Genomic DNA, 12,571 nt, shown 5'->3' with positions numbered 1-12,571 from the left:
TTCCTTATAATTTGCCGCCGGTTTCTGAACCGAAAGCAACATGATTTATATCCAGATTTTGCAGCTAAGGTAATTTACAGGTGACTACCGACTTTTGGGAGGTAATCACCTGTTGGGTTTTTACAGCATCATGGAACTTATCTTAATGTGCGTGCCCTTCTTCGCCAGCGTCATTTAGTTTGGCATTAATGAAAAATCCACCACTAATGACGATTTTGGTGTTTTTAGGAATTTCTTTTACCGGTGTAATCCCGGTATAACCCATATACGAAACATCTTTCGCGACTTCAATTCTTTCGAAGCTCAAAGCACCTTCATGATCGCCATTAGCCTCATCTGCATGATCATCTTCCTCCTCATGATCGTGTTCTTCGCCTTCTACATGCACATGTGGTTCTTCGGCTTTAGCATCTACCTGAATGAAAATGTAGAATTTCCCGTCCGCTTCGACGATGGCTGCATCTGGCACTGCCGTGGATGCTACATCGCCGATACTCAATGCCGCTGTAATGTTCATGCCATCGATGAGTCCGGTTTTATCGCCTTGTATGGTACTATGCACGGCGATCGTTCTGCTTTCGCTCTGGAAAGACGAACCAATGTTAAATACTTTGGCTTGATACACTTTCGAAGGATTGTTCGTTAAAGTAAAATCGACCACTTGTCCTACTTTGATCTTCGGCAAATCCTTTTCAAATATCTGAAGATCGAGGTGCAATTGGCTATTGTCAATAATCTCCGCAATAGGCGAGGAGACATCGACATAGCTGCCCACTTTTGTATATACTTGACTGACAATACCGGATACCGGGCTCGTTACGTTCAGTATATTGCGCAGATTGCTGTCGTTCACTTGATCTGGATTGATACCCATTAGCAGAATCTGCTGACGCAATGATGCGCGTCGTGTACGTAGCGTGGTAAGCTCTGCTTTCGCATTTTGCAAATTACGTAATGCTCCGGCATTTCCTTCGTTCAGTTCTTGCTGGCGTGTGAGCTCTTGCTCAGCTTGTGTAATGCGGCTGGCTGTGGTGATATATTCCTCTTGTAATTGTACGAATTGCGGATTTTCAATCGTCGCAACCACTTGGCCTTTGCTCACGCGCTGTCCCAGCTCTACACGTAAGTTTTTGATCACGCCACCATACAATGCCGTGATGTCGGCTTTATTTTGATTCGGCACGCGCAAAAATCCATTCACGGTGATGTTAGCCGTCAAGTTTTTAGTTTCTAGCGAACCTAATTTGATCCCAACCGCCTCCATTTGTGCGGGCGTAATTTCTGCAAAGGTAGATTCTTCGTCGTGATCATCGTCATCATGATCATCACCTTCAGCAGTCTGTTCGTTATTTTTATCGCCAAATTTGCATGCATTCAAGCTTATCGTCGTAGAGATAAGGGTAAATACAAGCAATATGATGTTGAAATTTCGTTTCATGGTGGTACTATTTATTGATGAGATAGTAAATTTGGATCACAGCGTCGTTGACTTGCTGTATGCTTTTTAAGTAATTGAGTTTTACGTCGGTGGCCGTCTGCAAAGAGAATAGGTATTCCATGTACGTAATATCGCCAGTACGATAGCTTAATTGCGCCGCCGAAATGATTTCTTCGGCATTGGGCAATGCTTGGTCTCTAAAGTAACGGTACTGATAGAGACTTTGTTCATACGCTCTCAACGTATTGGCATGCTCTGTTTTTAGCTGATCTTCTTGCCATTCTGCTGCCGCAATATTGGCTTGCTTTTGAAAGTCCAAAGATTTGATACGCGCCTTCGTAGCACCATACGTAATGGGAATGGTAATGCCGACATCGACAAAACTAAACCGCTGACCACGACCATAATATTGTTCTACGCCGTTTCTTGTCAAATTACCGATCAACGAAATATTGTTGTAACCGAGGGTAAAATCTGGTAAGCCCGTGGCTCTTTCTACCTTCTGGTCTTGCTCTGCAATTTTGGCTTGCTGATAGATGGCTTGAATTGCGGGATTCGTAGCTACAAAATTGCTATCTGCACTATTTTGTAAGGTGAGCGGCGTATATTCGCTCTCTGCGCTAAGCGCTAGTCCCGCGGGATTGCCCAGCAATAAACGCAGACTTTGCATGGCATTTTTGCGTGCAATGTCGTTTTGTACCAGCATGACGGTGATTTCACCGCGCTTTGTTTCGGCCGTGCTGATATCTACTTTAGGCGTATCTCCCGTACGGTATCGGAGCTCTGCGATCTTGATGAAATCTTGGTAAATACTATCCAACGATTTTAAAGTTGCGGCATTCTGATCATAAAAAGCAATTTGATAATAAAAGGTTCGTACCTGCTTCTTCAGTTCGTTAATCGAGATCGCCCGATCCAACTTCGAAGCGCCTATGCGGGCATCGGCCGCATTGCGCTTGGCGCCAAATAATGAAGGGAAAGGAATGGTTTGACTAATCATGATACCATCATTCAGCTCAAATCCCTCATTTTGCCCATATTGGAAATTGAAATTGGCTTTTGGAAGTTCTCCAGCCGTTTTGCGTAAACTTTCCGCGGCGCTAATATCCAGCGTCCGTGCTTGTATACCGAGATTGGCTGAAATAGCTTGCTCAAGTGCCTGGTCGATAGTAAGCCGTTCTTGCGCCTGCAATGGATTAATCGTTAAAGAAAGAAGTGCTAAAATACCAACCAAAGTTGTTACCACAGCTTTTCTTGGTCTTCTCGAGGTAAACTTGGTATATAGAATGATATACAATAAAGGTAGGACAAATAAGGTCAAGAAAGTGGCGGTCACCAAACCACCAATCACCACGGTGGCCAGCGGTTTCTGTACTTCAGCTCCAGCGCTGGTACTGATGGCCATCGGTAGAAAACCCAATGAAGCTACGGCTGCGGTCATCAAGACGGGCCTTAAACGTATTTTTGTACCTTCTTTTACCCGCTCAAAGACATCCTTCATGCCTCCTTTTTCCAGTTCATTGAATTTGCCGATTAATACAATTCCGTTGAGCACGGCTACGCCAAAAAGGGCGATAAACCCGATACTGGCACTGATGCTGAAGCTCATGTCGCGTAGTAACAAGGCAAAAATACCACCTATCGCACTCATCGGAATAGCGGTAAAGATGAGCGCTGCTTGCTTGAACGAATGAAACGTGAAATACAATAACATAAAGATTAAAAGTAAAGATACGGGTACGGCAATAATCAATCGATCGGTCGCCTTTTGCAAGTTTTCAAATTGTCCACCGTAGGTGAAGTAGTAGCCCGTAGGTAATGGTACTTCGGCAGACAATTTTTCTTGAATCTCACGCACGACGCTTTGTACATCGCGGCCAGCTACGTTGAATCCAATCACAATACGACGCTTACCTTCTTCGCGGCTAATCTGAGCTGGACCTAATTTGTATGTTACCTGAGCTACTTGCGACAATGGAATCTGCGCCCCTTGCGCTGTTGGGATCATCAGGTTGCTCACATCCTCGATACTGGTACGATTGGCTTGGTCTAGCCGTACGACCAAGTCGAATCTTCGTTCATTTTCATACACTACGCCAGCACTTTTTCCGGCGAAAGCCGTACTGACTATGTCGTTAACATCGCGCACGGTCAGGCCATAATTAGCCATTCGCGCTCGATGGTATTCGATATTTATTTGAGGGAGTCCGCTTACTTGCTCTACTTGCGGTGTTGTACTTCCATTTACCGACTGGATTACCTGACTTACGCGTTGCGCATACGTCGCCAGACTATCCATATCTTCGCCGAAGATCTTGACGGCTACGTCTTGGCGAATACCAGTCATGAGCTCATTGAAGCGCATTTGTATCGGCTGATTTTTCTCAAAAAACACGCCCGGTATTACTTCCAATTTTTCCATGATCGCATCTCCTAATTCATTATACGATCGGCCAGATGTCCATTCTTTTTGCGGTTTCAAGACCACCATCAAATCGGTGGCTTCTGGCGGCATTGGATCGGTAGGCACCTCGGCTGCGCCCGTTTTACCAACGACCATCTCGACTTCGTCAAATTCGCGAATAATCCGCGAAGCTTGCATCGACGTTTCAATACTTTGGCTCAGCGAACTTCCTTGCGGCAGAATACAATGGAAAGCAAAATCGCCTTCTTGCAATTGTGGGATGAATTCGGCACCCATACGACTGAAAAGAAAGAGGCTTACGGCGAATAATGCTACCGTACCCGTGATGATGATATATTTGACGCGAATAGCTTTTTGTAATAAAGGAGTGTAAGCCACCTGTAACCTTTCTACCATACGATCACTCCAACTCTGCTTGCCATCCCATTCTTTTGGTAGAAATAAAGCACACATCATCGGGATATAAGTAAGTGACAAGATCAATGCCCCAAAAATGGCGAAAGCCACTGTTTGTGCCATAGGTGTAAACATTTTGCCCTCTACCCCAACCAGCGTGAGGATAGGGATGTATACGATTAAGATAATGATCTCGCCAAAGGCAGCTTGTGTCCGAATTTTGGCAGCCGAGTTAAATACTTCTTCATCCATTTCTGCCTGCGTGAGTCTTTCGCTGCTTTTTCGTAAGCCTAAGTGATGCAAGGTAGCTTCTACCACGATTACGGCACCATCTACGATTAGTCCAAAATCAATTGCTCCCAGACTCATAAGATTGGCGCTCACGTCAAAAACATTCATCATCCCGAGAGCAAATAATAAGGCAAGCGGAATTGCGGATGCCACAATCAGACCTGCGCGCAGATTACCCAGAAATATAACGAGCACAAAAATGACGATCAACGCACCTTCAATGAGATTGCTTTCCACGGTCTTCATCGCACGGCCTACTAAGTCGGTACGGTCGAGGTACGCCTCGATTATCACATCTTCTGGCAAAGAATTTTGAATCGTGGGCAATTTCTCTTTGACACGATTAACCACATCATTACTATTCTCGCCTTTGAGCATCATCACCACGCCGCCTACCGCATCTACTTCACCATTAAAAGTCAATGCACCGTAGCGAACGGCACTTCCAAAACCTACTTCGGCAACGTCTCGAATCAAGATCGGAACGCCGCCATTTGTCTTGACAGGAATGTTTTCCACATCTTCGAGACTGGTCACTAAGCCGATGCCACGAATGAAATAAGCGTTCGGTTTTTTGTCGATATACGCACCGCCGGTATTTTGATTATTATTTTCTAATGCCGTAAATACTTCCGGAATGGTGACGCCCATCGCCCGAAGACGTTCAGAATTGACCGCGACTTCATATTGCTTCAGTTCGCCACCAAAACTATTCACTTCGGCAATACCTGGTGTGCCATACAGTTGCCGTGCAACGATCCAGTCCTGCATCGTACGCAGGTCTTTTGCGGTGTACTTGTCTTCGCTTCCTTTTTTCGGGTGAATGATGTATTGATACACCTCACCAAGTCCCGTACTTACTGGCGCCATTTCGGGCGTTCCGACGCCGGCTGGAATATTCTCTAATGCTTCGCTCAAACGCTCATTGATCAGCTGGCGAGCAAAGTAGATATCTACACTCTCTTTAAACACGACGGTGATTACCGATAGTCCAAAACGCGAAATACTACGAATCTCTTCAATATCAGGGATGTTCGTAATACTTTGTTCTATTGGAAACGTGACTAATTGTTCGACTTCTTGCCCAGCCAAAGTGGGACAAGAAGTAAATATCTGTACCTGATTGTTGGTAATGTCGGGTACGGCATCTATTGGTAGTTTGGTAGCACTCCACAAACCCCAAATAATTAGAATTAAGGTCATCATTCCGATGATGATCTTATTCTTGATACTAAATCTTATAATACTATCTAACACGATTTTTCTATTTTTCTGAATGAAATAGATTAGTTGGATTCTTCTGCATTTCGCGATTAGGAACAGCATCCGTTTTGATACGGCTCATTCAAAATTGGAAATGTGAAGTAAGAACGTTCTGGATTAAAAAAACAGGCACAGCTAGGCCTGCGATGCTAATCGCTTACTAGGTATGTATAATATATTCCTCCGGGCAGACTCCCTAGAAAAGAAAATATTTCTTAATTAATATTGAGGCGGTTGCCAGACAGATGGTAAAAAAGTATCCGCCATCACGAATTGTTTAGTTATAGACTCCATTGGCCAGCAAGAGAATAATGGAGTAGATATTTCTAGATTATAATATGGAGGATGCTCAATTGATATACCACAACAAGGACAGGTGCAAAAAGGTGAACACAAGTCTGTTGCGTTTTCGGTGTGTTGATGTGATGATTCGGATGAATCATTTGTACGCATCACAGCTACAGCATCACTGCACGGCATGACGATAAGTGCCATGAGGTAGGTAAGTAGTAGCATCGTAATCAAACGCATCATAGCACAAAGATAATAATAATTGCTACTTTCGATCTAGTTTGCATTGTTAAAGGTGTGTGAAAAATTATTTTGTAGACGAAATACGATTGCTACGGTGCAAAATGGCTTGCTGAAGTCTTTATCAACCATTCATTATATTTGTCTACGATGAAAGGAACAGAACACAAAATAGGAAATTTCCTATTAGAGATTTGCAGTAGCTCACCTACCTCTGCCGTGGCGGCGCAGCAAGGTGGTGCGAGTAGGATAGAGCTTTGTCAAAGTTTGGAAAGCGGTGGTATCACGCCTTCCTACGCACAAATTAAGCTGGCTAGAAAGCATTTGTCGATTGGTATTTTTGTATTGATCAGACCAAGATCAGGTAATTTTGTGTATTCAGATGTAGAATTTGAAGAAATGCTTCGAGATGTCGAATGCTGTAAAACCGCTGGTTGCGATGGCGTCGTGATCGGGGTTTTAGATGCGGATGGACAGGTGGATATTCCACGCATGGCTCAACTCATTGCGGCAGCAAAACCTATGCAAGTGGTTTTTCATCGTGCATTTGATGTTTGTGCCGACCCAAAGAAAGCATTGGAGGAAATTATTGAGTTGGGTTGTGATCGAATTTTGACTTCCGGTCAGCAAGAAACTGCATTGGCAGGGAAGGAGATGTTGCGAGAGCTGATCGAGCAAGCCGCAGGACGAATCGAGATTATGCCCGGTGCTGGTGTAGATGAGAACAATATCGCCGAAATATTGCGCCATACGAACGCTTATAGCATCCATAGTTCTGCCAAGATCATACAAAAATCGAGCGTACAAAGGGTGAATCCAGCCATCAAAAGTATGAATGAAGATATGATTTACACGTCGAAAGAGCGCACACAAACATTGGTTCAGCACTTAGAAGCGTTGACCAAAGCGTAGTATTTATCATTGACCGATTTCCTAATCTCTTCGCAAGTAGTTGCGGTCTTCTTCAGATAGATTAGAGTCGGGATTTTCTGCCGAAACAGTGGGATCATATTGATTGCTGGCCGTATATTCTTTCGGTGCTTTTTTGCGTCGACGAAATAAAAATCCTCCGGCAATGAGCCCAAGAAGAAAAAATACACCTAACACGATGAGTTTGGAGGTGTAGATCGTGCCAAAAAGCCAAAAAGGTGCTTCTTCATGATTGTTGAAGAGCACGATAATCACGGCAGCAAGTATAATGGCGGAGATAATGCTTTTAATATTCATACGATGATAGGCGTTGTTTGGGATAAATGTAAAAAAAAATGGGATATCATATGATATCCCATTTTCATTATTTTTCGGTATGAATGCTTACTCAGCTACTACTTCGAAAGGAACTTGTACCTTCACTTCTTTGTGCAAGTTAAGGTTAGCTACATATTCACCTAAGTTTTTAGGCTCTTCTTCGAAAGTAATGCGGCGACGATCCACCTCATAACCTTGTGCTTTCAACGCTTCAGCAATTTGAAGGCTATTCACTTTACCGAAGATTTTGCCGCTTTCGCCAGCTTTAGCTCCGATAGTCAATTTCACTGCTTCTAATTTAGTAGCCAATGCTGCTGCATCTTTCTGAATCTTCTCTTGTTTGAACTGAGCTTGTTTAATGTTCTCAGCCAATACTTTTTTTGCTGATGTTGTTGCCAACGTAGCAAATCCTTGAGGGATTAGGTAGTTGCGGCCATAACCTGGCTTTACTACTACGACATCGTCTTTCTCTCCAAGGTGTTTAACATCTTGTCTTAATATAACTTCCATTATCGTATCCCTCTCTATTTAAGTGAATCAGTTACGTAAGGCAATAGTCCGATAATACGCGCACGTTTAACGGCTTGAGCTACTTTACGTTGAAATTTCAATGATGTTCCAGTAAGACGGCGAGGTAAGATTTTACCTTGATCGTTTACAAACTTCAATAGGAAGTTACCATCTTTATAGTCGATATACTTGATACCGTTCTTTTTGAAACGACAGTATTTTTTACGGTTGTCCTCTACTTTAGGGGCAGTTACGTACTGGATATTTTCGTTTGCCATTAGTTTGCTACCTCCTCAGTTTTGGTTTCGGTTTTCTTGTTGAATGCTCCGCTACGTTTCTTCTCGTTGTAAGCAAGTGCATGCTTATCTAATGAGATCGTAAGGAAACGCATCACACGCTCATCACGTTTGTACTCAAGTTCTAGTTTTTGAATTAATTCACTCGGAGCCTTGAATTCAGTTAAGTGATAAAATCCAGTTGTTTTTTTCTGGATTGGATACGCTAATTTTCTCAAACCCCAATTGTCTTCAGCGACAATTTCGGCTCCGCCCTCAGTAAGAATGTTTTTGAATTTAGCGATGACTTCTTTCGCTACATCTTCTGAAAGCAACGGGGTAAGAATAATGACAGATTCGTACTGTTGCATTTGTTTAATATGTTATGTTAATTAAATCCTTTCCGTATACACGGAAGTGCAAAGGTAGAAAATATATTTGAAACAATGTAATATATTATGCGCAGCTTTTTCTGGTAATATTTTACGAAGCGATTAGTCTTTGCACTGCGCATAAATAGATCATAGCGGGTTGTCAAAGATACCATATCTTTGTGGCTACACAACACAGCATTCATGACTCCAACTTTTCAGCAAACGCTACTAGCACAATGTGTGATTATCATAGAAGATAAAATCAAACAAATTGAGACCTCGCTCCAGTTGTCGCAAGACGCGTTGGTGAGCGACACGAAAAGTAGTGCTGGCGATAAGTACGAGACTTCTCGTGAAATGATACAGCAGGATTTGGATCGTTTGCAAAGACAGCTCAACGAAGCACAGAAAGATCTGCAAGTTCTGCAGTCCATTCCATCATTGCCTTCGGCAACAGAAAACCGAGTACGCTTAGGTAGTTTAGTTAAGACGGATCAAGGACTATACTTTTTGAGCGTTGGTATAGGAAAAGTAACTTGTGAAGAACAAACTGTTTTCGTCGTGTCACTTCAATCACCTATCGGACAATTGTTGTTGGGTAAAACAGTCGGAGAGGAGTTTAGCTTTCAGCAAAAATCACAAGCTATTGTAGATATGCTATAGATTTGGGTTGGTTATTCCCCCGGATCGGATAAGGCAATCAGCACTGCGCCAGCCACCATCACACTGGCGCCGACAATAAGTTGCCAGGTTATTTTTTCTTTGAGGAAGATAACGGATAATACAATCGCAATCACCAAGGAGGTGCGTTCAATCGTGACGACATACGATGCTGGCCCCATAGACAAAGCTTTGTAGGAGAATAAGGTGGATAGCGTGGTAAAAACACCAGCGGAGAGCAAGAAAATCCACGCTTGCTTACTAATGTCTTTTAATGTATCGAAATTGCCTTGATAGCATACGACTGACCAAGTAATGGTTAGGATAAGCACGGATTGTATGGCAAATGCCAAACTGGAATCGACATTTTTCAAGCCTGCCTTTGTCAATACAATTACCAAAGCTGCTGATATCGCGGCCAGCATCGCCCATAAAAACCACATAATCTACATTTTTCAGTTAAAAAGATGCCTGCCCAAAATGTTATAGTACTAATCGGAGCCGTATTATTTTGCTATGTTCTTAATCATTCCTCTAAACAAAAAATAGTGAAATGGCAACATAGCGTACCAATAAAGCCTTCCAGCAATACCTAACGGACGAAATGTGGCAATTTGTTCCAATTCATCTTTTTCATTAATCCGAAACTCTAGCCACGCTTCTCCCGGAATCCGCATTTCTGCGTACAACAATAGCCTCTTTTCGCTTGTGCTGGAAAGTAACACGCGCCAGAAATCCAAAACTTCGCCCGGTGAAGTTTCTAATGCATTGCGCCGCCCGCGCCGCAAACCAACTCCACCAAATAATCGATCCAGAAATCCTCTAAATTGCCACAGCCAGTCGGCATAATACCAACCCGTACGACCGCCAATAGCAAATATTCTATTTAATGTTTCGCTCGGGTCCTTTAATGCGAAGGTCTGTCGATCGGTTAATACCCCAAACGTAGGAACTTCCATGTAGCTAGATAATCGTCGCGAAGCACGTCTACTTCCGGCATCTTTCCAAGTTGATGAGACAAGATTTTGTTCGATTTTCCCAAAAGCGAGCTTTATGGCTTCGCGGTACGGGATGAGTTGAATTCCTAAACGCTCTGCCCACTCATTTTGTGTCGGAATCACATCGATACGCATGCTATCTACCAAATGGCGCGCAAGACCAAAAGAGGTCGAAGTGATCAAATACAGCCAATAAGAGGATAGCTTTGGCGTAAGTACTGGTACGATAAATATGCGACGTTTCAGATTTCGCACTTCGGCAAATTGCACTAGCATTTGCTGGTAGGTGAGCAAATCGGGTCCATAAATATCGATATGTTTGTCGTATAATTCTTCTTGTAACAATACGACAAGGAGGAATTCGATTACATTTCGTATCGCGATCGGTTGACATTTGCTATTCAGCCACTTCGGTGCCACCATCACGGGAAGTTTTTCGACCAAATCGCGTATGATTTCGAAAGATGCGCTGCCCGAACCTATAATAATTCCCGCTCCCAATGCAGTTACCGGTACAGTGCCAGCGCGTAATACATCTTCTACCAATTTACGACTGGCAAGATGTGCACTGAGTTCGCGACTATTTACGATACCACTGAGGTAAATGATCTGCTTAGCGTTGGTCTTTTGGATTGCTTGCGCAAAATTTTCTGCTGATATTCGTTCCGTATCACCAAAATTACCGCCACTACTTCCCATGGAGTGCACGAGATAATAGGCCACATCAATATCTTTTGGAATTTGATCCAGCGTAGCTGCATCAGTTAGGTCGGCTTCTACAACAGAAATCTTGTGATCACCTTGCGTCTGCAACGCCAATCGACCAGCATCTCTTGCTAGACATACTACTTCGTGTCCAGCTTGCAATAATGCCGGTAAAATACGCTTGCCAATATATCCGGTGGCGCCAGTGAGTAGTATTTTCATACGGTAGAAAGATGATGATTTACCTGAAAATGATATGTTTCCAAATGATCATACTCTTATGAACCGCTGAGTAGCAGGATTGTTTGCTAAACAAATTCTTGCAAAGAGCTGTTTCTAGATTTAAAACGAAGCCATGAAAAAGAAAGATCAAAAAGACCCATGCTGGTCGGACTATAAACAGCAAGGTACTAAAAAGAAAGGTGGCAAAACTGTTCCAAACTGCGTGAAAAAGTCAAGTAAAAAAAGTAACTAGTTAATGTTATTGGAGCATTCGCTTATAAGGTGTTTTAGTTCGCAAGCTTTCATTCTTACTAGTTACATTCAGGGTTTTATTTGTTATTTTTTTAACAACAAGTTACTAAATAATCGATAAATATCACTATTATTGTGCTAACTATTAATTTTCCTTTCGATAACAAATTTTGTTTTGCTTTATCGATCGTGATACTAGCTTATCCCTTTAACTAAATTTAGAAATATATCTATTCACTGCGATGCCTAAAAGAATACTCATTTTGCTGGCCTGTTTTTTCATGATGGGTGTAACCCAATCATATGGACAGCAACAACGTTACGAAATCGGCTTATCTGCTGGTTACACGCGCAATACGCTGACTACTGACAATGGAAGTCGTTCCTTCACACGTAATTATCCGCTCAACGGTTTCCAAGTTGCGATTCCGATGCAGTATCACGTTAATGATTGGTTTGGCGTTCAGTTGGATCTTGCTTATATACAGAAAAATTATGCGCTGCGACGTACCGGTTTTTTTGAAGGGGTGGAAAATGAGATTACCAACAGCTTTATACAAGCTCCGCTGATGGCTCACTTCTCGTTTGGTGGTGAAGATTTAAGAGGTTTCTTGAATCTAGGTGGCTTTGCAGGCTATTGGGCTAGCAGTAGAATTCGAGGAGCTAATCTTGACCCATTTACTCCCGGTAGTGGTTGGGAAGATGATGAACAGCTATTTCATTATACTCAAATTTCTGGTTTATATCGCTCAAACGAAGGTGTAGAATTCGATAAGCAGCGGGATCGTCGCTTTGAAGCAGGACTTTTAGGTGGTGTAGGTATGGAGTATCGCGTATCTCCGCACTATAAAGTATTCGCGGAAGCACGCTACCAATATAGCCTTACTGACTTGCAGAAAAACTATATGATCAATCAAATTCCACGCTACAACAATACGTTTGGAGTGCAATTGGGTGTGTTATATGGCTTTGGCGGCCGCTAA

The 12,571-nt window shown here is 42.8% G+C and carries 12 protein-coding genes; 3 read left to right on the top strand and 9 right to left on the bottom strand.

Going from position 1 to position 12,571, the window contains the following annotated elements:
* Positions 1-142: 142 nt before the first annotated feature.
* From GKO22_RS09805 to GKO22_RS16875, 3 genes are all read right to left on the bottom strand, one after another.
* The gene (locus tag GKO22_RS09805; protein ID WP_166334563.1) at positions 143-1,438 is read right to left on the bottom strand and encodes an efflux RND transporter periplasmic adaptor subunit; all 1,296 of its coding nucleotides are present in this window, start codon (positions 1,436-1,438) and stop codon (positions 143-145) included.
* A gap of 7 nt (positions 1,439-1,445) precedes the next feature.
* Positions 1,446-5,807, bottom strand: coding sequence for a CusA/CzcA family heavy metal efflux RND transporter (locus tag GKO22_RS09800; protein WP_166334561.1), 4,362 nt, complete (start codon positions 5,805-5,807; stop codon positions 1,446-1,448).
* Positions 5,808-6,032: 225 nt separating this feature from the next.
* Positions 6,033-6,344, bottom strand: coding sequence for a DUF6660 family protein (locus tag GKO22_RS16875; protein ID WP_394352158.1), 312 nt, complete (start codon positions 6,342-6,344; stop codon positions 6,033-6,035).
* A gap of 150 nt (positions 6,345-6,494) precedes the next feature.
* On the opposite strand from GKO22_RS16875, the gene GKO22_RS09795 reads away from it, so the two are divergent.
* Positions 6,495-7,256 (top strand): copper homeostasis protein CutC, encoded by a 762-nt coding sequence (locus tag GKO22_RS09795; RefSeq protein ID WP_166334559.1) that lies wholly within the window; start codon positions 6,495-6,497, stop codon positions 7,254-7,256.
* Between the two features lie 21 nt (positions 7,257-7,277).
* On the opposite strand, the gene GKO22_RS09790 is transcribed toward GKO22_RS09795, so the two are convergent.
* From GKO22_RS09790 to rpsF, 4 genes are all read right to left on the bottom strand, one after another.
* Positions 7,278-7,571, bottom strand: coding sequence for a hypothetical protein (locus tag GKO22_RS09790; RefSeq protein WP_166334557.1), 294 nt, complete (start codon positions 7,569-7,571; stop codon positions 7,278-7,280).
* 87 nt (positions 7,572-7,658) lie between these two features.
* Positions 7,659-8,102: a 50S ribosomal protein L9 gene (gene rplI / locus GKO22_RS09785; protein WP_166334555.1), complete on the bottom strand. Its 444-nt coding sequence runs from the start codon at positions 8,100-8,102 to the stop codon at positions 7,659-7,661.
* 14 nt (positions 8,103-8,116) lie between these two features.
* Positions 8,117-8,380 (bottom strand): 30S ribosomal protein S18, encoded by a 264-nt coding sequence (rpsR, locus tag GKO22_RS09780; protein ID WP_066750513.1) that lies wholly within the window; start codon positions 8,378-8,380, stop codon positions 8,117-8,119.
* Complete coding sequence (gene rpsF, locus GKO22_RS09775; RefSeq protein WP_066750515.1) at positions 8,380-8,748, bottom strand: 30S ribosomal protein S6; 369 nt, start codon at positions 8,746-8,748, stop codon at positions 8,380-8,382. Before rpsF ends, rpsR begins: the two co-directional genes overlap by 1 nt.
* 204 nt (positions 8,749-8,952) lie before the next feature.
* Between rpsF and GKO22_RS09770 the strand changes: the two genes are divergently transcribed.
* Positions 8,953-9,414, top strand: a complete 462-nt coding sequence (locus tag GKO22_RS09770) for a GreA/GreB family elongation factor (protein WP_166334553.1) — start codon at positions 8,953-8,955, stop codon at positions 9,412-9,414.
* Between the two features lie 11 nt (positions 9,415-9,425).
* Here GKO22_RS09770 and GKO22_RS09765 read toward each other — a convergent pair whose 3' ends face one another.
* Positions 9,426-9,854, bottom strand: coding sequence for an EamA family transporter (locus GKO22_RS09765; RefSeq protein ID WP_166334551.1), 429 nt, complete (start codon positions 9,852-9,854; stop codon positions 9,426-9,428).
* Positions 9,855-9,917: 63 nt separating this feature from the next.
* Positions 9,918-11,336 (bottom strand): SDR family oxidoreductase, encoded by a 1,419-nt coding sequence (locus GKO22_RS09760; protein WP_166334549.1) that lies wholly within the window; start codon positions 11,334-11,336, stop codon positions 9,918-9,920.
* 494 nt (positions 11,337-11,830) lie between these two features.
* Between GKO22_RS09760 and GKO22_RS09755 the strand changes: the two genes are divergently transcribed.
* Entirely contained in the window at positions 11,831-12,571 is a 741-nt protein-coding gene (locus GKO22_RS09755; protein WP_166334547.1) for a porin family protein, read from the top strand.

Source organism: Sphingobacterium chungjuense, from assembly GCF_011316935.1.
Classification (GTDB): Bacteria; Bacteroidota; Bacteroidia; order Sphingobacteriales; family Sphingobacteriaceae; genus Sphingobacterium; species Sphingobacterium chungjuense.
Note: the sequence above shows the minus strand (reverse complement) of the source record. Positions and strands in the feature narration are given on the sequence as shown.